Origin of the sequence: Nocardia aurea, assembly GCF_003123685.1 — a bacterium.
Taxonomy (GTDB): Bacteria; Actinomycetota; Actinomycetes; order Mycobacteriales; family Mycobacteriaceae; genus Nocardia; species Nocardia aurea.
Genome location: NZ_QCYJ01000021.1, coordinates 105695 through 126114, shown reverse-complemented (window position 1 = coordinate 126114; position 20420 = coordinate 105695). Strand labels below are relative to the sequence as shown.

Genomic DNA, 20420 nt, shown 5'->3' with positions numbered 1-20420 from the left:
CATGACCCGAACGACGGCCGCTCCGTACCGCGTAATCCAGTGGGCCACCGGCAATATCGGCGCGCGCTCGCTACGCGCGGTGCTCGAGCATCCGCACCTGGACCTGGTCGGCGTCTACGTGCACGGCGCGAAGAAGGTCGGCGTCGACGCGGGTACCCTGTGCGGCCTGGAACGTGAGACCGGCGTCCTCGCGACCGGCGACATCGACGAGATCCTCGCCCTGGAAGCCGATTGCGTGCTGTACATGCCCCGCGCGTTCGACGCCGAGCAGGTGTGCAGATTGCTCACCTCCGGCTTCAACGTCGTCACCACCCGGGGCGAGTTCCATCATCCGCCCAGCATGGACCGGGAGTTGTGCGCACAGGTCGAATCCGCGTGCTGGCTCGGCAACTCGTCGATCCACAGCACCGGAAGCAGTCCCGGATTCATCACCGAGGCCGTCCCGATCGCGCTCACCTCGATCCAGCGCCGCCTCGAACGCCTGACCATTCGGGAATTCGCCGATCTGTCCCGTCGCGATTCACCGGGAATCCTGTTCGACGTCATGGGTTTCGGCGCACCGCCCACGGCGTTCGACCAGCATCGACTCGACCATCTGCGGGCGAATTTCGAGCCGTCGCTGCGACTGCTCGCCGACGCGTTGCATCTGCCGCTCGACACCGTCGAGGTAGCGGGCGAGGTGGCGACCGCCAGGCATCGCACACGAATCGCGGCGGGCACCCTGGCGCCGGGAAGTGTTGCGGCCCAACGCGTCACGATCACCGGCCACCGGGACGGCACACCGCTGATCGAGTTCTGCGCCATGTGGTACTGCACCACCGATCTCGACCCCGAATGGTCCGTGCGACCCACCGGCTGGCACATCGACGTCGACGGTGACGCGCCGCTCGACGTCGACCTGCGTTTTCCGGTTTCCCTGGACATGATCAGCGCCGTGTCCCCCGGCTACACCGCCAACCGCGCGGTGAACGCGGTGCCGTACCTGTGCGCGGCGCCGCCCGGAATTCGGACCAGCGTCGATCTGCCGCAGTTCACCCCGATACTCAACTGACCCGGTCCGCCGAGACCGGGTCGGGCAGCGCCGCACGGTCGCGGCCCGGCATCTCGTCGGTGACCCGACCGTGAACGGGCAGCTAACCGGAAACCGATATCCGGATCGCGTTCGTGTCCATTCGACGCCCCCTCGGCCGGATTTTCGTGTCTAGTTCCCGCTAGCAGGGTATTCAATTTTGAGAATGTTGTTTACGTCACTCGAGAAGCTGATTACCATCAACGGGGTAAGGACTCTCACAGTCGACATCCACCTAACGAGGCGAGCAATCGTGCCCGACCAAGCAGATACCAGCAGATTCCCCGCACTCCCGGCGCGATCGGAGGCGCCGGAGCGGACCTCGCAGACCCAGCGCAACCCGTGGCAGCAGGCCGCCGCGCCACAGAAACCCGAAACCGAGGCCGATTCGGTCATCATCAGCGTCAGCGATGTGCTCGACTACTTCGAGAAATGCCCGAGTTGCGGATACCACGCGCAGGCGACGGCGACCACCCGTCGTTTCGACAACGGTCGCCTCGAGACCACGGTTCACCCCACCTGCGGTCTGCCCTGCGGATGGCACGGCACCGTCCAGGTGACATCCCGATCCGGCGTCCGTGCCGAGATCAGGCCCGCCGCCGCGGCGACCGATCCGGCTGCCAAGCGCCAGGCACCGGCTCGTCCGGGCAAATCCGAACCGGGTATCCGCCGCCACCCGCTGCGTCGCCCCGGACTCGCCGCGACGCGACCGCTCCCCGCTATTTCCTGAATTCGTGGGCGGGGTAGGCCGGACCGGACATTCGACTCATCTGGTCAGTCCGCGTTCCAGCAGACCCCACGCCTGCCGGGCCACTTCCCGTTTGGCCTGCACGTCGGCCTTCGTCAGTATCCCCGCCAGCATCGCCACCGCGAGAAGTACCTCCGAGGCGGTGACGTCCGCGCGGATCGTTCCCCGCTGCGCCGGATCGGCCAATTTGTGCGCGACCAGTTCGATCAGCCTGCCCGAGACTTCGAGCAGTCGCGGATCGTCGGTTCCCGTCGGATCGAACATCGAGATGAACGCGGCCGACAGGGTGAGCTGATCGACGATGACCGCCAGCACGTCGTCGACGGTGCTGCCGGGATCGCCGGCGAGTTCCTCCACTTCGAGGATGTTCTCCTCGAAAACCGCGAGCGCCAGACTCTCCCGCGTCGGAAAGTGCCGATACAGCACGCCCTGGCCGACGCCCGCCGCCCGCGCGATCGAGCTGAGCGCGGCCTCGAAGCCGTTCTCCGCGAATATCTCTCGTGCCGCCCGAATGAGTGCCGCGCGATTGCTCGCCGCGGCCTTCGGCCCCCTGTTGGCACGGCCTGCCGATGTCATCGCGCCAACCTACCGCACCGGATCGATTCGCTCGAACCACGGTGCCGGCCGCGCCGAGGTCGGGATTCGTGATGTGATCCGTAACATCATTGACTCCGAACGTAACCGGTAGCACACTTACCGACACTCCTACCGGATACTTAAGTCCGGTTAGTGGATCGCTGTCGCACCCTCGACAGACTCCGCACCGCGGCATCTCCGGCCCATATCAGGGAACCGGGGACATCGCGGCCGCACCGCGTGCCATCCGGACGAAAGGCGCCCTCACCGCCGAGGGACACTATGAGATCACAGCATTGGCTCCGTGCTCGACGGATTTCGGTGATCGCGGCCGCCGCCGCATTGCTGCTTCCGACCGGAATCCTCTCCGCGCAACCGGAATCCGGTTCACCGGGGCGAGTCACCGAGATCGGCGGTCTCAGCACCGTCGCCGTCGGCCGCGCCGCGTGCGGGGCGGGTTCGGACCCCGCCTCCGGTCCCGAGACCGGCCTGCAGGGCGATGTTCCCGCCGCCGACCGGGACAGCAAGCGCAGCACCCAGGGCTACAGCTGCAATATCACCAGACTCGGCGGCTACCCGGGCGTCGGCGGCGGTATCACCTCGACCACCTTCGACCATTGCGCCTATGTCGGCACCTTCTTCCCCGGCAACCTGCTCGGCCGCGAGCAGGGAGTGCAGGTACTCGACGTCTCGAATCCGTCCGCGCCCGTCCTCACCGCCGTGTTGACCGAACCCGCCATGCTCGCGGGCACCTGGGAAAGTCTGAAGGTCAACCAGGAACGCGAACTTCTGGTCGGCACCGGGGCTCCCGTGCTCACCGGAGCGGGGCTGCTCTCGGTCTACGACATCTCCGACTGCGCGCACCCGCGTCTGCTCAATCCCGGACCGGGCACCGATCTCGGTATGCCACTGCCCATTACGGCGCACGAAGGCGGCTTCTCCCCCGACGGCAAGACCTATTGGGCCTCGGGCGTCGCCCCCGGACTCGTCAGCGCCGTCGATCTCAGCGATCCCGCCGCGCCCCGGGTCATCTGGCAGAGCCTGCCCGGACTGTCGATGCACGGGCTCGGATTCAGCGCCGACGGCAACACCCTGTACCTGGCCAACAACTTCGGCGGCATGATGGTCCTCGATGTCTCGGCCGTGCAGCGACGCGACCGCGACCCCGTGGTGCGCGAACTCTCGCACACCACGTGGACCGACGGCTGGGCGACCCAGCACCATGTTCCCGTCACCTACGACGGCACGCCCTACGTGTTCTCCGTCCAGGAAGCCGGATCCGGCGGCGTGAAGATCTTCGACGTGCGCGACGGCAGCCGTCCGCGGCTGGTGAATTCCATCAAACTGGAAATCGATCTGCCGGACAACCAGGACGTGGCCATGGCCTCGGCGGCGGGCGGTTCGCTGTTCGCCTACGACGCGCACTACTGCGCCGCCGACCGGCCCGCGAATCCCACCGCGCTCGCCTGCGGATGGCTGTCGTCCGGAATTCGCGTGTTCGACGTCCGCGATCCGCGCTCGGTGCGCGAGATCGCCTACTACAACCCGCCCGCACGCACCGGCGACAACACCGAACTCACCAATTCGCCGCATGCGCTCGCCTCGATCATCGGACCGCCGGTCCTGGCCGCGCCGACGGTGATCCAGACGATCCTGCAAGGGCAGTTCGACCTGTCGCAGGCGATCGGCAGCCGGTCCGGCATGGTCGCGTTCGGGGATCTGTCCACCGACTGGTGCTTCTCGCCCCCCGAATGGCGTGGCAACCAGTTGTGGACGACGTGCGCCGACAACGGATTCCTCACCCTGCAACTGTCGCCCTCGGTCTACACACCGCCCGCCGACCAGAAATCCACCGTCGGCTCATGACCCGAGCCGACTGGGTCAAAGGCGCCGCGCTCACCGGTTTCGCGGTGTTGCTGCTGGTCGTGGGCGCGGCACTGGGACCGCTCGTGCTGTCCGACGACATCACCGCACCACCGGTGATGAGCGATACCGAGATCGGCTTCACCCAGGACATGGTGGCCCACCACAATCAGGCGCTGTCGATGACCCAGCGCCTGGACCGCGCGGCGGACCCGACGGTCAGGGCGCTGGCCCAGCAATTGGCCGACACCCAGCGCCTCGAACTGGGCATGATGCTCGGCTGGCTGCGCATGGCCCGTGTCGTCACCACCAACCCACACCCGATGGCGTGGATGCACGACGACACCGGGCCCGACCGGTCCGCACACCCGGGACACGAGCACGGCGGCGCGGCCACGAGCACGGCGGCCGAGACCCCGGCGCCGACGACCATGCCGGGAATGGCGACACAGGAGGAACTCGACGCCCTGTCCGCCGCGCGCGGCACCGACGCCGAGATCCTGTTCCTACGCCTGATGCAACGCCACCACTACGGCGGCATCCAGATGGCGAAGGCCGCCGAGCGACAACTGTCGAGCGGAATCGTCAAACAGGCGGCCAGGGATATGCTCGACGCCCAGAGCCGCGAGAGCGGGCTGCTCGGACTGCTACTCGAACAGCGGACCGCGGCCGCTCCCTGATACCGGCCCGGATCCCCCGCGCCGTCGTTGCGGCGAACTTCGATCCGACGTTCGCCGTCGCGACGCGAGCAACCCGACGGTTACCGGCACGCCGAAGCCTTCACCGGGTGTAGGGCTGATCGGCCCTTCGCACCTGCTCGAGCGCCAGTTCCGCGAGCACCGCCCGGATCGCCGGACTGGCATCGGCACTGCGCCGCCACGCCGCGTGCACCTCGCGGGTCGGTTGCCGTCGCAGCGGGCGGGCGACGAGTTCGTCCCCGAGGGGCGGGCGTGCCAGGCGCGGGATCAGGGCGATGACCGCGCCGGAGGCGACCAGCGCGAGTTGGGTGGCGAAATCGTCGACCAGGTGGCGCACATCGGGTTCGGCGCGGGCATCGGCGAACAATCGGCGGAACCACTGGTGGCACACCGTGCCCGGCGGACTCGTCACCCAGGCGTGGCCCGCGAGGTCGTCCGCGGTCAGTGGCCGGTCGATCGCGGCCAGCGGATGCGCGCGTTCCATGACGACGTCGCCGATATCGGTGTGCATGTGACGCTGGGTCAATGACGGCGGCAACGGCGCGGGCAGTCCATCGGCGTCGTGGACGAGCGCCAGGTCCGCGGTACCCGTGTCGACGCTGTGCACGGCCCGGTCCGGATCCTGTTCGGTGATGAGCACACGCAGATCCGGGCACCGCGTCGACAGGCCCGCCACGGCGGGCGCGAGCAGCCCCCTGATCGCGGTCGAGAACGCGGTGACGCGCAGTGTCCCGCGCGGCGCGCCTTCCGAAACCGATTGGGCCGCTTCGGCGCAGCGTTCCAGAGCCTGGAACACCTCGGGCGCGGAGTCGACCACGGCCTGCCCGGCCGGGGTGAGCACGACCCCGCGCCCGGCCTGTGCCAGCACGGGCACACCGATCTGCCGTTCCAGCCGCTTGATCTGCTGCGAGACCGCCGAGGCCGTGAACCCGAGTTCCTCGGCCGCACGCGCCAGCGTCCCCGACGCGGCCACGGCCCGCAACGCTCGCAGCGCACCGACATCGATCATGAAGCAAGGCTACGTAATATCGGCAAGAAAGCATCGCTGGACCGTATCTATCGAGGGGCGCAGGATCGAGACATGACCGATCCGAACACCACCGCCGCCCGACTCTTCGGCACCAACCTCGTCGCCATGGTGACCCCGATGCGTCCCGACGGCGGACTCGACCGATCCGGCGTCACCGGACTCGTCGACCACCTGCTCGCCACCGGATGCGACGGCATCGTCGTCGCCGGAACCACCGGGGAGGCACCGACACTCACCGACGCCGAATCCGCCGGTCTCGTCCGCGCGGTGGTCGCGCGATCGAAGAATCGAGCGCGGGTGATCGCCGGAATCGGCACCTACGACACCGTCGCGAGCGTGCGCCGCGCACGGGACGCGCAGGCCGCGGGCGCGGACGCGCTGCTACTGGTCTGCCCCTACTACTCGAGGCCGACCCAGGCGGGGGTGATCGCGCACTGCGTGGCCGTCGCCGATGCCACCGATCTGCCGGTGATGCTCTACGACGTCCCGGCACGTACCGGTCTGGCCATGGACGCGAGCACACTGATCGAACTGTCCGCCCACCCCCGGATCCTGGCGGTCAAGGACGCCAAGGGCGACCTGTTCGAGGCGATGTCGGTCATGGCGTCGACTCCGCTGGCCTACTACTGCGGTATCGACGAACTCGCGCTGCCCTACCTCGCGTGCGGCGCGGCGGGCCTGGTCAGCGTCGCGGGCAATATCGTCGCCGACCGCAACGGGGCGCTCATCCGCGCGGTCCGCGACGGCGATCTCGACGCGGCGCGGGCCATCCAGGCCGGGCTGATCCCACTGGCCGATGCCCTCGTGCGCGTGTCCCCCGGGGCGGTGACGGCGAAGGCGGCCCTGGCCGAGCGCGGCATCATCGCCCATGCGACGGTACGTCTTCCACTGCTGGAGGTACCGGTCCCGCACCTCGCGCTGCTGCGAGATGCGTTGGCAGGTACGCCATTACCCGTGTGAGAGAAGTGGCGTGAGCGTCTCCGTGCGATCACATGTTCGGATCGCGTAGCCGTTCAGCCCGTCGCGCCCCGGCCGAAACGGGTGGCCGACAGCGAGCCGGCCGGGCGCGGCCACGGCCGCCCGTGATACCGCTCGATATCGGTGTTGAACCGCTCCAGGTAGGCGCCGAAGATCGCGACATCCTCGGGAGCCCAATCGCTCAGGATGGTGTCCAGGTGCCGAATGCTCTCGGCACGTTGCGCTTCCAACCGGCGTTCACCGTCGGCGGTGGCGCGGAACTTGCGCGCCAACCCGCCGTCGGGATCGGCGATCCGCTCCAACAGACCGGCCTTCATCATGGCGGCGGTCTGCCGGTTCACGGTCGAATCGTCCAGACCGAGCGCCTCGCCGAGTTGGCCGATGGTCATCGGCCCTTCCATGTGGAGTCGGGCGAGCAGCGTGTAGACGCTGCGGTCGAGATTGCGCTCGTTACCTTTGCGGGAGGCCAGGCTGTATCGGCCGAACAACATGGTCTCGAACTCGATCGAGTCGATGGCCTTGTCCATTGCGGTCCTTTCGACAGCTCCGCGAGACGCCGCGGACAACTCCCCGACACCAGGTATACCACGCGTTATGCAGGACACATAGGTCGTGCGTCATGCATGACTTATGCATCACACATAGGATATGCATAATGCATATTGGATGTACGATGCATATCGTTAGTTAACGTCAGCAAAGGGAGATGTCCGTGAGCACACCCAGCTCCACCGTTCGGCCCAATGCCGTCCTGGCCGTCGTGGCGTCCGCGGGCATCGTCGCCGCGCTGATGCAGACCCTCGTCGTCCCGCTACTCGGTCAACTTCCACAGATCCTGCACAGCACCGCGTCAAACACCACCTGGGTGGTCACCGCGACGCTGCTCGTCGGCGCCGTCGTCACGCCGGTCGCCGGACGACTCGGCGACATGTACGGCAAACGTCCGGTGCTGCTGGCCTCCATCGTCCCGCTCATCGTCGGATCGATCGTGTGCGCCACCGCCACCTCGGTGCTGCCGATGATCATCGGCCGCGGTCTTCAGGGCATGGGCGTCGGCATCATCCCGATCGGCATCAGCGCGATGCGCGACCTGCTGCCGCCGGAACGCCTCGGTTCGGCCATCGCCCTGATCAGCGCCAGCCTCGGAATCGGCGGCGCGCTCGGACTTCCCATCGCCGCCGCCGTCGTCGAGAACAGCGACTGGCGGATGCTGTTCTGGGGCTGCGCCGTACTCGCCGCGATCGTCGGTGTCCTGATCTACCTCGTCATCCCCGAAATCCCCACCGAAGGCCCCGCCGGACGTTTCGACTACCTGGGCGCGATCGGGCTCGGAATCGGACTCGTCTGCCTGCTGCTCGCGGTCTCCAAGGGCGCGACCTGGGGCTGGACCAGCGCCACCATCCTCGGCCTATTCGCCGCCGCGATCGTCGCGATCCTGATCTGGGGCCGCTACGAACTGCGCACCAGCCAGCCGCTGGTCGACCTGCGCGTCACCGCCCGCCCCCAGGTCCTGCTCACCAACGCGACCTCGGTGGTCGTCTCGATGGCGATGTACGCCCAGGCGCTGCTGATCCCGCAGCTGCTGCAACTGCCGAAGTCCACCGGATTCGGTCTCGGGCAGTCCATGTTCGCGATGGGCCTGTGGATGGCGCCCGCCGGTCTGACGATGATGGTGATCTCCCCGGTCGGCGCGCGGCTCTCGGCCCTGCGCGGCCCCAAGTTCACCCTCGCCGCCGGATGCGCCGTCATCGCCGCGGGCTATGCCGCCTCGCTGATCCTGATGGGTTCCACCTGGGGCATCCTCGCGGCGACCGTCATCATCAACACCGGGGTCGGCTTCGCCTACGGCGCGATGCCCGCGCTGATCATGGGCGCGGTGCCGGTGTCCGAGACCGCCGCGGCCAACAGCTTCAACACCCTGATGCGCGCCATCGGCACCTCGATCTCGGCCGCCGTCGTCGGCGCGATCCTGGCGCAGATGACCTTCTCGGTCGGCGGACATATGCTCCCGACGGAGAACGGTTTCCGTGTCGGTCTGCTGATCGGCGGCGGCGTGGCGATCCTGGGCGCCGTGCTCGCGACGACCATCCCGGTCAAGCGGGTGCTGCCCGGCGTGGCGCCGCAGCCGAAGGTGGCCGTCCGGGTCTAATGCCTGCCGCCGGACTCCGCCGCACGCGATTCGTCGCGTACGGCGGTTTCCTTTTCCCCGGCAGCGGAACCCTGCTCCGCGGGAGATTCCTCGCCGCCGTATTCGGTGTCCCCGAAGTCGTCGACGAGCCGCTCGGGCACACCGATCACGCGCAAGGCGGGCGCGGTCATCGCCGTCGTCACCAGCGCCATCACCACCAGCAGCGAATACAGTTGCGGCCCGATGATGCCGATTCCGAGGCCGACATTCAGGATCACCAGTTCGGTCAGTCCCCGGGTGTTCAACAGCGCGGCGAGCGCGGCGGCCGGGCGCGGACGCAGCCCGGTCGCCCGGCCCGCCGCGTAGACGCCGAGCAGTTTCCCGGCGATAGCCACCACCACGATGACGGCGAGTTCGCCGACCGCGGTCCGATCCAGCGATCCGAGATCGACGGCGAGACCCGACACCACGAAGAAGCCCGGCAGCAGCACCGAACTCAGGACCCGCGCGCCGGATTCCACGGTCGTCCTGCGCGCGCGAGGGAACACGACACCGAAGGCGAAGGCTCCGAATATCAGATGCAGCCCGATCCATTCGGTGACCGCGCCGAGGAGCAGCGCCCCGCCGACACCGACCACGATCATCGTCTGTTCGGTCCCCACCGCGGCCAGTCGCGCGAGGGCCGGTCGCACCACCCACCACGTCACGGCGACCAGGGGTATCAACAGGAACAGGCGCCACTGTGTCCCCGCCTCCGGGTGCGCGAGGGCGAGCACCACGGCGAGCGCGGACCAGGCCAGGATGTCGACCAGGGCGGCGCACGCCAGGCTGAGCTGGCCGAGCCGCGTGCGAATCAGCCCACGATCGTGCAGGATTCGCACGAGTACGGGGAAGGCGGTGACCGCGAGGGCGCAGCCGACGAAGAGAGCGAAATTCAGCCGGTCGCCCGTGGCGTGACGTGACAGCGCGATCGCGGCGACACCGCAGCCGAGAACGAAGGGGAACAGATAGGCGGCAGCCGACACCACCGAGATCGAGCGCCGCGCGCCCGCGAACATGCCGCGATCGAGCTCGAGGCCGGCCACGAACATGAACACGGCGACACCGACATTGGCGAGCAGGCTCAGATACGGACGGCTCTCGCCCGGGAACAACGCGGAGGAGAGATCGGCGCCGAGTACGGTGGGGCCGACCAGGATTCCCGCCGTGATCTCCCCGATGACGGCGGGCTGGCCTACCTTCTCCGCGAGCCACCCCAGAACCCGCGCCACCGCCATGATGACGACGAGATCCAGGAATACCGTCACGATCTGACTACTGTGCACGCGTCCATCCTCGCGACATTCCGCGCGGCGAAGCGACTCTCGGTCCGTTTCGTCGGCCGAATCACATCGATGAGGGACCCGAACGATCACACGGCGAGCGGCGGGGCGGGTGGGAAGGTGACGGGCAACTCGGTCAGAGCACGATGGAACGGGCCGGGCCGCCACGCGGGAACCCCGTCGGTCAGGTCGATCCTGATCTCGGGCAGGACGTCGAGCAGTTGATCGATCGCGCATTCGGCGATCAGATACGCCAGCGACTGCGCCGGGCAGGCGTGCGGGCCGACACCCCACGCGAGATGGGCGCGATTGCCGGTGAGTTCGGTGCTGCGGACTTCGGGATCGTTGTTGCACGCGGCCATGCTGATCACCACCGGCTGGTGGGCGGGCAGCCAGACGTCGTCGATGACGATCGGCTGGCGCGGGTAGGTCACCATCAGATTCGCCACCGGCGGATCGTTGAACAGCACCTCGTCGAGCGCGTCGCGCGAGGACAGATTCCCGCCGAGGACGTTGTCGCCGAAGCGGACGTCGGAGACGATCAACAACAGGGTGTTGACGATCAGATTGAGTTGGAATTCGATGCCGCCCCCGTAGATCTGCGACACGTGGTGCGACGCCTCGATGTCGTCGAGACCGGAGGGATGTCGCAGCAACGTCGACGGGATGTCGCGACCGGGTTCGGCCCGTTTGAGCGTCACCAGATTCATCAGCGCCTCGCCGAGCAACCGGTTTCCCGTCTCGGCGTCCCCACCGTCGATGAGCGCGCTCGTCCCCGCCGCGACCTGGTCGCGGATTTCGGGCGGGCATCCGAGCATATGACCGATGACATCGAACACCAGGGGGAACGCGTACTGCCGGATCAGATCGGCACGCCCGTCCGCGCAGAAGGAATTGATCAGCTCGACGGCGAGTTTCTCCACGACGCCGCGCAACGAGAACAGGTCGACGGAGTCGATACCGGCCGTGATCGCCTGCCGATAGCGGGTGAATTCCGCACCCGAGCATCTGCTGGCCATCGGCCGCCATTCGAGCAGCGGGAGGACGGGGCAATCCGACGGCACGCTCTGCTGCCAGGTTCTGGGGTCCGCGGGAAAACGTTCCGGGTCGTTGAGGATCCGCACCGCGGTCCGGTAGGCGATCACCAGGGTGGCCGGTACGCCGGGCGCGAGTTCCACCGGGGCCAAACTGCCGTAGCGACCGCGCATCTGGCGATAGTATCGGTGCGGATCGGCGGCGAATTCCGGTGTGTGCAGCGGGATCCGGTGTTGGTCGGCCGGAATCGGCGAGTGGTGGACGACCGGGCACGACATCTCCCGGGACTGCTGCGTACTCAAGTGAGAAACCTCCCCAATGTGTTCGTGTGCACTACAGGTTTGGTGAATCGCCGACACTCCGCGCGCGTTGACGCCGCGACAGAGCGCGTTGCCGGGTCTACGCAGGACCCCGGTAGATGGTACGACACGGTGAGGTAACGGGCGGACCCGCGAAAACGGGCTGGGCGGAATGTTTTTCGCGCTCCCCCGGCGCGAGGAAGTCGTACCCCCGGCCGACGCCGCTCCGGCCGAACCCCGTCGCGGCGCGCGCGTTTCGCGGTGGTCGAGGCCCGTCCGCCTACCGCTCGGGCGGGAAACCGCCGGTGGCGATCGGACCCCAGCGTTCGATGTGCACGCGGATGAGCGATTTGTTCTGCCGGACCATGGCCTCCCGGTATTCGGCCCAGTCCGGGTGTTCGCCGGAGATGCACCGGAAGTAGTCGACCAGTCCGTCCAGGGCCTCCGGCATGTCGAGCACCTCGGCGCGTCCGTCGACCTGCACGTAGGCGTCGTTCCATTCGTCGGACAGCACGCACAACGAGACCCGGGGATCACGGCGGATATTGCGGGTCTTGGCGCGGGTCGGATAGGTCGAGATCACCAGGCGGCCGTCGGAGTCGACGCCGCAGGTGACCGGCGACAGCTGGGGACTGCCGTCGGCGCGTTTCGTCTCCAGGACGGCACGGTGACGCGGGCGCAGGAATTCGAGCAGTTCGGCTCGTCGGACGACGTCGGCGGTGGCGATACGTGGCATGACCCCGATACTCGCACGCGAGCGTCGCCCGGGTCTTCGACGCAGCCGCGACCCCGGACCCGACGACCTCGGCGCGATCCCGGGAACGGGAGAACCGGACGGCTACGATGACCCGACCCGGATCTCCCCCGCGCGGTGCCGCAGATCCACGGCGCCCGATGGCGGGACCGACACTGTGAAGGCGGAGGCGATGCGCGATAGTCGGTGGTGGCGTGCGGTGGCGGCCGTGGTCTGCGGCATCGGTGTACTTCCCTGGGTGCCGGTCGGCGCGGACGCCGCACCCGCCGACGGCGTCGTGTGGTTGTGCCGTCCCGGCCTGGCCGACGACCCGTGTACCGCGAGCACGGCGACGACCGTGCGGCGAACCGGACAACCGGACCTGCGCGAGGAGGCGCCCGCGCCCGCCGATCCCGGCGTCGACTGCTTCTACGTGTACCCCACGGTGTCGTTGCAGCCGACGCCCAACGCCGACACCACCGTGACGCCCGAACTGCGCACCGTCGCCGCCCAGCAGGCGGCGCGCTTCTCCCAGGTGTGCGAGGTATACGCGCCGGTGTACCGCCAGCGCACCCTCGGCGCGCTCGCCGACGAAGACGAATACACCGCCGAACAGCGCGCCGACCTGTCGCGCATCGCGTACACCGATGTGCGACGCGCCTGGCAGCAGTTCCTCGCCGAACACGATCCGTCTCGGCCGGTGGTGCTGATCGGCCATTCGCAGGGCACCCGTATGTTGCGGCAGCTGATCCGCGAGGAGATCGACCCGCGGCCCGCGATACGCGATCGAATCCTGTCCGCGATCCTGCTCGGCGGAAATACGGTGGTGCGCAAGAACAGCGATGTCGGCGGCGATTTCCGGCATCTGCCGCTGTGCCGTAGCGAGCGCCAGACCGGGTGCGTGCTCGCCTGGCAGACCTTCGACGAAATACCGCCGCGGGACAGCAGATTCGGCCGCAACCCGGTGACACCGGAGGCGACTCCGCAGCCGTACGGGCCGGATTACGAACTCGCCTGCACCAATCCGGCCTCGCTGGAGCTCAACGAATCACGCACCGCAGCAACCATAATGCGCGCCCAACCGGTACCGAGTCCGATGGGCGTCGAACTCGCGCTACAGGTCGGTCCCGGCGCGGTCGCCGCGTCGACACCGTGGTTGGTCCCCGCACAGTCCTACCGGGTGCGGTGTATTCACGAGGACGGCGCGACCGCGCTCATGGCGACCCCGGAACCGGGCAGCCCGAATCTGCCCGCCGTTCCCGACCCGGACTGGGGGCTGCATCTGGCCGACGTCGAGATGGCACTGGGCGATCTGGTGCGCATCGTGGCGGCACAGACCGTCGCCTATCGCGCTGCCAATCCCTGACGCGGTATCCACCGCGGTGGCGCGCCCGACTCGATCCGCGGGCATCGGGTGCCGGACCAGCGCGTTAACCGCCCTTTCAGGTATCGGCAAGTCGCGGCGACCAGAGTCGGTGACATCGCATCCCACCGGCGACATCCACATCGCCCCCACGACAGGACACCGACCATGGCCTCCAGCATCCGCACCGTGCGCGCCGCCTCCGCGATCGCGCTCGCCACCGTCGCGACCACCGTCGCCGTCGCTTTCGCGGGCACCGCGCACGCGGGGGTCTACACCGAGGTCGAATTCGCGCCCGGTACCAGCGCGGCGGTGGTCGACGGAGCGGTGGTGCGCGGCGATGCCGACAGCTATTTCTTCGAGGCGCGCCGCGGGCAGGTGCTCGACAGCACCCTGACCTCGGTGGAGGGGAACGCGAATCTCAGCATCTCCGGCCCCGACGGACCCGTGATCGTCGTATCCGACGCCTGGACCCGGATCGTGCTGCCGTCGGACGGCTTCTACCGGGTGACCGTCGCACCCACGCGTGGCAACGCGACGTACACGCTGTACGTGGAAATCGTCTGACGACGGCGTCCGCGCCGGTCAGGACTGTGTGACCGCGAGCAGTTGGGTGGTACGCGCGCAGTGGCGGCCCTGCGCGTCGTGCACGTCGACCTCTACGCAGATCAGCGTCCGGCCGACCCGGACCGGTCGGGCCACGGCGGTGGCCGAATCACCCCGCAGCGGGGCCAGGAAGTAGGTCGACGATTCCGCGGTGGTGGTGACCTGTCCCGGTTCGACCCGGGTGGCCGCGCACAGCGCCGCCGCGATATCGCACAGACTCATGAGCGCACCGCCGTGCATGCCGCCGCCCATCGTGCCCAATTGCTCCCGATGGGCCAGCCGCACCCGCACCGACTCGGCGCTCGCTTCCTCGATTCGGACACCGAGAGTTTCGGCGAAAGGGGCTACGGCGTAGAGGAGTTCGTCGTTCAGCTGCATCTCGTCATCATGGCAGCGGTACCGCGCGGACCGGACCGTGTGGGTCGAGTTCGCGTCGATGGACGTCTCGGCATCCGCGAACGATCCGCGGCGCGCCGGATCGGATCAGAGGCAGACGCTGATGCTGAACGGGGGGATCGGGATGTTCAGGCAGAGCGCGACCGAGCCGACGGGTGTGGCGGACGGTTCCGCTGTGGCGGGTGCGGCGGAGGCGGCGGGAGCGGCGATCGCACCGATGGACAGCGCGATGGCGGTGACGGCAAACGCTTGTGCGGCTTTGTTGATCATGATCACGTTCCTCGGCTGAGCGGTATGGCGACTGGCGAGCCAGTGTTGACCCGCCTGACATCATGCGCCGATGCCGTGCCACGGGCAAGGGGCAATGCCACGGCCGGGTCCCGTGTTTCACCGATCGGAGGGCGTAAAAGCCGGTGTGCCAGGCAAGTACGCGAAACCGCCGCGTCCGATACTCGCGCCGATCGAGGGTCGCGGAGCCGCCTACTGGACAAGCTACGGGTCATCTGGGCTGTGCGCGACGGTGACGACGTCTACATCCTCGATGAACGGGATCGAGCGCCGCTCGGTACCGCGCCACCCGCGACCGCCACGAGGGCCCGAAGGCGGCGGGTGTCGATGCCGACGTGACGTTCACCGATGTCGGCGCCACGGTCGAGGACCGTGGCGATGCCGCCTACCGCGACAAGTACCGCCGCTGCGCCGCCTCGATCATCGATTCGATCAACAGCCCCGGTGCGGCGGAGACCACCGTGCGCGTGGTTCCGCGTTGATCGACGGATTCACACTTGACGTTCAGTGGGCTTGACGCCCCGTCGGCGAGGCGACGCCACCCGGCGGTGCGGTCGATCGCGCCGCGACCTGTGACGACGCCGATCTGATTGCACAACTTGTTAATTGCATACCTTGCGGAATTCTTCACCGATCTCCCCTCATCCCGCCCCTTTCTCGGTAGCGTCGGCCCGCACGAAGCCGTTCGTACCGCGGGAGAGAGGAAAGACCTTGGCGGACATGGAAGTTGCGTTGAAGGACATGATGATGCTGGACGGTGCCATCGGGGCCGCCGTCGTCGACTACGGCAGCGGGATGCCGCTCGGCGTGCTCGGCGGATCGAAGTCCTTCGACCTCGAGGTCGCGTCAGCGGGTAATACCGAGGTGATCCGCGCGAAGATGCGCACCATCGAGCAGTTGGGGCTGAGCGAGGAGATCGATGATGTGCTCATCACCCTCGCGACCCAATACCATCTGATCCGGCCGACGCGCAGCCGCCGGGCCAAGGGCCTTTTCCTCTATCTCGCACTCGACCGGTCGCGCGGCAATCTGGCGATGGCGCGGCACCGGCTCAAAGATATCGAGGCAGAACTCGAAATCTGAATCTTTTGACCGGTCGGTATGATTCTTTCGGCACGCGATCCGCGCATCGGAAGAATCATCCCGAGCCCGACATTCGCTGTCGCACCGGAGCGCCGGAATCCCCACCGGGATCGATATGCCCGATGGTAATCTCCATCAGCGCTCGGCCGTTCGCCGGTGTACCGGATCCGATTCGGAGGTCCACCCGGCGAACAACCGTCGCATCCGCGAATCCCCACGGAACGAGCCGTGCCGCGGGTCTGTCGGTGCCGACGGACAGTCGAGTCATCGGGATCGGAAAGATATTTGGTTACGCCGTGTGCGGGGTCGGAGGTTTTCGTGGGTGGTGCGCGACAGCCGCTGTACCGAATGAAAGCGGATTTCTTCAAAACACTCGGACATCCGGTGCGAATACGGGTTCTGGAATTGCTGAGCGAACGTGACCACGCGGTGTCCGAAATGCTGCCCGAGGTCGGGATAGAACCCGCGAATCTGTCGCAGCAACTGGCCGTACTGCGGCGCACCGGATTGGTCACCGCGCGACGGGAGGGCCTGTCGGTGACCTACGCCCTGACCTCGCCGCAGGTGGCCGAACTGCTGCGCGTGGCACGTGCGATCCTGACCAATGTCGTTGCCGGACAGGCCGAATCGCTCGAGGAACCCGTGTTGGTCCAGGAATCGGCGCACTGAACGAACCCGGACTCAGCCCGCCGCCTTCCGCACCAGTTCGGTGATCCTGGCCTCGACGGCGGGGGTGAGTTTCGTCAGAGCGAAGGCGGTGGGCCACATGGTGCCGTCGTCGAGGGCGGCGATGTCGTTGAAGCCGAGGGTGGCGTATCGCGCCTTGAATTTCTCGGCGCTCTGGAAGAACAGGACGACCTTGCCCTCCTTGGCATAGGCGGGCATGCCGTACCAGAGTTTCGGAGTGAGTTCGGGAGCGCCCGCGCCGACGATGGCGTGGATTCTCTCCGCCATGGCGCGGTCGGGGGCCGCCATCTCGGCGATCTTGGCGACCACGTCGGCTTCGCCGTTGGCCTTGGACGCGCGCGAGCCGCGGCGCGCGGCCGTCTTCAGCTCCTGCGCGTGCTCCTTCATCGCGGCCTTCTCCTCGTCGGAGAACCCGACGGCGGACTTCTTCCGCGCGGCTGCCCGGGTGGTCTTCTGCGCTTCGGCCATTGCCGTTTCCTTCCCTACCGGAGTCGATGTGAACGACTCTCATCGTAGGAAGCCGGGACGGCCGCGGGCTTCTTCGAAACTGATCAATCCGGCAACTGATCAATACGGCATCGGCACGGCGGGGTACCGGACACCTGCCGGGTCCGGTACCCGCCGGAGTCACGAGGTCGCGGTGATGGCCGCGCGCACCACGTCGGCGACCCGGCCTGGTTGCGACACCAGCGACACGTGGGAGGCGTCGACCTCGCTGGTGCGGCCTGGCGCGGCGCGTCCGGCCATCATCTTCTGGAGTGCGGGCGGGATCACCCGGTCCTGCTGGGAGATCAGGTACCAGCTCGGGGTGTCGGCCCAGGACGGTGCGCCGCTCGGCTCGAGATTGGCCGCCAGCGCCGCCGACTTCTGGTGGGCGTACATATCGGCGGCCACCGCCGCCGACACGTCCTGGCAGAACACCTCGTGGAAGTACTCCTCGGCGATGTAGCCGTCGACATTGGCCCCCACCGGGCTCGCCCCGTCCGGCACGGAGGTGAGCTGCAACGCCGGCGGCAGCAACCGGCTGCCCGGATAGGTGACCGGGTTCAGCAGACCCTGGACGAATTCGCCCTCCGCAGGCGCGAAGGCGGCGATGTAGACATTGGCGCGCACATCGGAATCATGGGTGTTGGTGATCACCGCACCACCGTAGGAATGGCCGACCAGCACGATCGGGCCCTTGATATCGGCCAGGAATTCGGTGAGCCGGGACGCGTCGCCCGCCGGACTGCGCAGCGGGTTGTCGAAGGTGCGGACCGGGTAGCCGCTCGCGGACAACTGCGCGGCCACATCGGTCCAGCCGCTGGCATCGGCGAAGGCGCCGTGCACCAGCACGACCGTCGGCACGGGAGCCGCGTTGGCGGGTGCGGCGGCGAGTCCGGCGAGCGTCAGGACGGAAGCGACCAGGGTCGCGGCCGTGCGAAGTCGGCGGCGAGCCGTTCTTCGGAAGTTCATGGATCCTCCGTGGTTCGAGTGTGTGAGAGCCCTCGCGCCGACTCTAGGAACGCGTGCCCACATCGAACTGGCTACGCGAGCACGGTTTTTTGCTCAGCGCGCCGAGACGGCCGGTACTCACTGCGCCGAGACGGCTGGTTCTCACCGCACCGAGACGGCCGATACTCACTGCCCCGAGACGGCGGTGATCTCCGCGTTGCGCCACTCGGACGGCGTGGCGGAGTAGGCGGCACGGAAACGGTGCGTGAAATGCGTGGCGTCGTTGAACCCGTGCCGGCGAGCCACCGCGGCGATGGTGAGGTGCCGGTGGGTGCGCAGTGTGACGCGCGCGCGTTCGAGCCTTCTACCGATCACGAAGTCGGACAGGCCGATTCCGGTGCGCGACCACAGCTTGTAGAGCTGGCGCGTGGAGATGCTGTGCGCGACGGCGATGCTGTCGGCGCACAGGGCCGGATCGTCCAGATTGTCCTCGACGAAGCGGCGGATCCGAGCGATCATGTCCGGTTCGGGGGCGCTTTCGGCCGCCTCGGCGGCGTTCACGAGCAGTGCCCGGATGAGGTCGATCGTCGTGGTGTTCAGTTCGGGCAGCATCTCGGCGCTGGTACTCGCCACGGTGGCGAGTTGCGGCAGATAGGTGCGGACGAGGTCGTACAGGGCGTTGTCCGGACGCAGACCACGGACCGCCCTGGCCGTTGTCCGGTCCGAGAGCATGAGACGCGCGCAGTCGAAATGCACGACCAGCACCGTCCCGGTGCCACCGCGGCGGAAATCGAACGGGGTCGCGTGATCGACGGCGACCAGCGTCGGCTCGCCGGGACTCGGACCGATCACCGTGCCCTGATGGGTGAGGGTCCAGTCGCCGGGTGAGAGCACCGCTACCGCCATGCGCGCGACCGGCGCCGCCCCACCGCGGACCGCCGTGCGGGCAGCGGCGATACCGGTGCTCTCCAGTCGCATCAGCGCGGTGCCGTCACCGAGATCCCACTGGTGCAGTCGAATACGCGGCGATGTCCGCGGCAGCGGGGTGACCGAGACGGTGTCGGGAAGTCCGGCTTCGCGCAGCGCCGCCCGCAGCGCGGCCGGATCGTAGGGCCGCGCCTTCGAGACATCCAGAAGTAGTGCCATCGTGTTCTCCGCCGCCGGGGTCGCGGATTTCGGAGTCTACGCGGCGGACGGCTCGAATACCGACCGCTCAGTCACCCGCCGGTTCCCGCACGGCCCGCGCGGCCTGCGCCAGCGCCCATTCCAGCGCGTAATCGGCGACCTCCTGCCAGCCGGGTTCCGCGCAGATCCAGTGCGAACGCCCGGGGAACTCGTGGTACTCGGTGACGGCCTTCGACTTGTGATATAGCTTGGCGTTCGACTTGTTCACCGACGGCGGCATGATGTGGTCCTCGCCGCCGCCGATGAACAGCAGCGGGGCGCGGTCGTCGCGGGAGTAGTCGACCCAGGTCTCGTGATGGCCGGGCCGGAAATTCTCGAAGACTCCGTAGGTCCACACCCAATTGCCCGGCGCCGGAATGTGATAGCGGTCGTAGGCCACGCGCGAGGCGGCCTCGTCGATGGTGTTGGCGAAGGCGTAGTGGAACTCCTCGGCCGTGAAACCCACCGCCTTGTGCCGGTTCGACAAACTCTTGAGCACCGGGAACAGCGATTTCGCCTGCGACGGCGGCGTCACCCGCACGCCTTCGGTCGGCGCGGAATCGATCGCGGCGGCGGCCACGCCGAGACCGCGGTCGACCAGCAGCTGCGTGAGCGTGCCGCCGAAGGAATGCCCCATGATGATCGGCGCGGTCGGCAGCGCCTCCACCACGGCGGCGAGATGATCCACGGTTTCGGTGACGGTGAGATCGGCGATCAGCGTGGGGTTTTCGCGCAATGCCTCCACTTCGATCTCGAAGCCGGGATAGCCGGGGGTGACCACGGTGTAGCCCTTGGCTCCGTAGTACTCGACCCAGTGCTCCCAGCTGCGCGGGGTCATCCACAGACCGTGGACGAGGACGATGGTGTCGGGGGCGTCGGTCATGGCGGTCTCCGTCTCTGGCGCTGTCGGCGCCGTGGTC

Annotated in this window: 22 protein-coding genes and 1 pseudogene; 12 read left to right on the top strand and 11 right to left on the bottom strand. The window is 67.9% G+C overall.

Annotated features, from left to right (window positions below; all coding sequences use genetic code 11):
- The first annotated feature begins 1 nt into the window (after position 1).
- Both DAT37_RS08190 and DAT37_RS08185 read left to right on the top strand, forming a co-directional pair.
- Entirely contained in the window at positions 2 to 1051 is a 1050-nt protein-coding gene (locus DAT37_RS08190; protein WP_109524110.1) for an NAD(P)H-dependent amine dehydrogenase family protein, read from the top strand.
- Between the two features lie 271 nt (positions 1052 to 1322).
- On the top strand, positions 1323 to 1799 hold the full coding sequence (locus tag DAT37_RS08185; RefSeq protein WP_109524109.1) for a hypothetical protein: 477 nt from the start codon (positions 1323 to 1325) through the stop codon (positions 1797 to 1799).
- 36 nt (positions 1800 to 1835) lie between these two features.
- Here the strand turns inward: DAT37_RS08185 and DAT37_RS08180 are convergent, their stop codons facing one another.
- Complete coding sequence (locus DAT37_RS08180) at positions 1836 to 2393, bottom strand: TetR/AcrR family transcriptional regulator (RefSeq protein WP_109524108.1); 558 nt, start codon at positions 2391 to 2393, stop codon at positions 1836 to 1838.
- A gap of 282 nt (positions 2394 to 2675) precedes the next feature.
- Between DAT37_RS08180 and DAT37_RS08175 the strand changes: the two genes are divergently transcribed.
- Positions 2676 to 4259 (top strand): LVIVD repeat-containing protein, encoded by a 1584-nt coding sequence (locus tag DAT37_RS08175; RefSeq protein WP_109524107.1) that lies wholly within the window; start codon positions 2676 to 2678, stop codon positions 4257 to 4259.
- Positions 4256 to 4936 carry a DUF305 domain-containing protein gene (locus tag DAT37_RS08170; protein ID WP_109524106.1) on the top strand — a complete coding sequence of 227 codons (681 nt, stop codon included), beginning with the start codon at positions 4256 to 4258 and terminating at the stop codon, positions 4934 to 4936. Before DAT37_RS08175 ends, DAT37_RS08170 begins: the two co-directional genes overlap by 4 nt.
- 100 nt (positions 4937 to 5036) lie before the next feature.
- On the opposite strand, the gene DAT37_RS08165 is transcribed toward DAT37_RS08170, so the two are convergent.
- Positions 5037 to 5963 (bottom strand): LysR family transcriptional regulator, encoded by a 927-nt coding sequence (locus DAT37_RS08165; protein ID WP_109524105.1) that lies wholly within the window; start codon positions 5961 to 5963, stop codon positions 5037 to 5039.
- A gap of 72 nt (positions 5964 to 6035) precedes the next feature.
- Between DAT37_RS08165 and dapA the strand changes: the two genes are divergently transcribed.
- A complete protein-coding gene (gene dapA, locus DAT37_RS08160; RefSeq protein WP_109524104.1) occupies positions 6036 to 6944 on the top strand; it encodes a 4-hydroxy-tetrahydrodipicolinate synthase in 909 nt (302 codons plus the stop codon).
- Between the two features lie 53 nt (positions 6945 to 6997).
- On the opposite strand, the gene DAT37_RS08155 is transcribed toward dapA, so the two are convergent.
- Positions 6998 to 7489, bottom strand: a complete 492-nt coding sequence (locus tag DAT37_RS08155) for a MarR family winged helix-turn-helix transcriptional regulator (protein WP_109524103.1) — start codon at positions 7487 to 7489, stop codon at positions 6998 to 7000.
- Positions 7490 to 7668: 179 nt separating this feature from the next.
- On the opposite strand from DAT37_RS08155, the gene DAT37_RS08150 reads away from it, so the two are divergent.
- On the top strand, positions 7669 to 9111 hold the full coding sequence (locus tag DAT37_RS08150) for an MFS transporter (RefSeq protein WP_198654150.1): 1443 nt from the start codon (positions 7669 to 7671) through the stop codon (positions 9109 to 9111).
- On the opposite strand, the gene DAT37_RS08145 is transcribed toward DAT37_RS08150, so the two are convergent.
- The 3 genes from DAT37_RS08145 to DAT37_RS08135 form a co-directional block, all read right to left on the bottom strand.
- A complete protein-coding gene (locus DAT37_RS08145; RefSeq protein ID WP_232839587.1) occupies positions 9108 to 10415 on the bottom strand; it encodes a cation:proton antiporter in 1308 nt (435 codons plus the stop codon). The two genes, DAT37_RS08150 and DAT37_RS08145, sit on opposite strands and share 4 nt — an antisense overlap.
- Before the next feature lie 86 nt (positions 10416 to 10501).
- Entirely contained in the window at positions 10502 to 11749 is a 1248-nt protein-coding gene (locus tag DAT37_RS08140) for a cytochrome P450 family protein (protein WP_408637378.1), read from the bottom strand.
- A 277-nt stretch (positions 11750 to 12026) separates the two neighbouring features.
- On the bottom strand, positions 12027 to 12482 hold the full coding sequence (locus DAT37_RS08135) for a PPOX class F420-dependent oxidoreductase (protein WP_109524101.1): 456 nt from the start codon (positions 12480 to 12482) through the stop codon (positions 12027 to 12029).
- Positions 12483 to 12672: 190 nt separating this feature from the next.
- On the opposite strand from DAT37_RS08135, the gene DAT37_RS08130 reads away from it, so the two are divergent.
- Positions 12673 to 13845 (top strand): DUF3089 domain-containing protein, encoded by a 1173-nt coding sequence (locus DAT37_RS08130; RefSeq protein WP_109524462.1) that lies wholly within the window; start codon positions 12673 to 12675, stop codon positions 13843 to 13845.
- Positions 13846 to 14010: 165 nt separating this feature from the next.
- A complete protein-coding gene (locus DAT37_RS08125; protein ID WP_109524100.1) occupies positions 14011 to 14409 on the top strand; it encodes a PPC domain-containing protein in 399 nt (132 codons plus the stop codon).
- A gap of 18 nt (positions 14410 to 14427) precedes the next feature.
- Here the strand turns inward: DAT37_RS08125 and DAT37_RS08120 are convergent, their stop codons facing one another.
- Complete coding sequence (locus DAT37_RS08120; protein WP_109524099.1) at positions 14428 to 14826, bottom strand: PaaI family thioesterase; 399 nt, start codon at positions 14824 to 14826, stop codon at positions 14428 to 14430.
- Positions 14827 to 14863: 37 nt separating this feature from the next.
- Here DAT37_RS08120 and DAT37_RS43945 point away from each other — a divergent pair, with 37 nt between their 5' ends.
- The 4 genes and pseudogenes from DAT37_RS43945 to DAT37_RS08095 all read left to right on the top strand — a co-directional run bounded on the left by DAT37_RS43945 (position 14864) and on the right by DAT37_RS08095 (position 16884).
- The gene (locus tag DAT37_RS43945; protein ID WP_157978357.1) at positions 14864 to 15133 is read left to right on the top strand and encodes a hypothetical protein; all 270 of its coding nucleotides are present in this window, start codon (positions 14864 to 14866) and stop codon (positions 15131 to 15133) included.
- 271 nt (positions 15134 to 15404) lie between these two features.
- Positions 15405 to 15614, top strand: a pseudogene (locus DAT37_RS08110) (DUF2255 family protein); the annotation flags it as partial.
- A gap of 238 nt (positions 15615 to 15852) precedes the next feature.
- Positions 15853 to 16215, top strand: a complete 363-nt coding sequence (locus tag DAT37_RS08105; protein WP_405181149.1) for a hypothetical protein — start codon at positions 15853 to 15855, stop codon at positions 16213 to 16215.
- Positions 16216 to 16563: 348 nt separating this feature from the next.
- Positions 16564 to 16884 (top strand): ArsR/SmtB family transcription factor, encoded by a 321-nt coding sequence (locus DAT37_RS08095; RefSeq protein WP_109524095.1) that lies wholly within the window; start codon positions 16564 to 16566, stop codon positions 16882 to 16884.
- A 12-nt stretch (positions 16885 to 16896) separates the two neighbouring features.
- Here DAT37_RS08095 and DAT37_RS08090 read toward each other — a convergent pair whose 3' ends face one another.
- From DAT37_RS08090 to DAT37_RS08075, 4 genes are all read right to left on the bottom strand, one after another.
- Positions 16897 to 17370: an iron chaperone gene (locus DAT37_RS08090; protein WP_109524094.1), complete on the bottom strand. Its 474-nt coding sequence runs from the start codon at positions 17368 to 17370 to the stop codon at positions 16897 to 16899.
- A 159-nt stretch (positions 17371 to 17529) separates the two neighbouring features.
- Entirely contained in the window at positions 17530 to 18357 is an 828-nt protein-coding gene (locus tag DAT37_RS08085; RefSeq protein ID WP_109524093.1) for an alpha/beta hydrolase, read from the bottom strand.
- A gap of 165 nt (positions 18358 to 18522) precedes the next feature.
- On the bottom strand, positions 18523 to 19482 hold the full coding sequence (locus tag DAT37_RS08080) for an AraC family transcriptional regulator (RefSeq protein WP_109524092.1): 960 nt from the start codon (positions 19480 to 19482) through the stop codon (positions 18523 to 18525).
- 67 nt (positions 19483 to 19549) lie between these two features.
- A complete protein-coding gene (locus tag DAT37_RS08075) occupies positions 19550 to 20383 on the bottom strand; it encodes an alpha/beta hydrolase (protein WP_109524091.1) in 834 nt (277 codons plus the stop codon).
- Between the last annotated feature and the right edge of the window lie 37 nt (positions 20384 to 20420).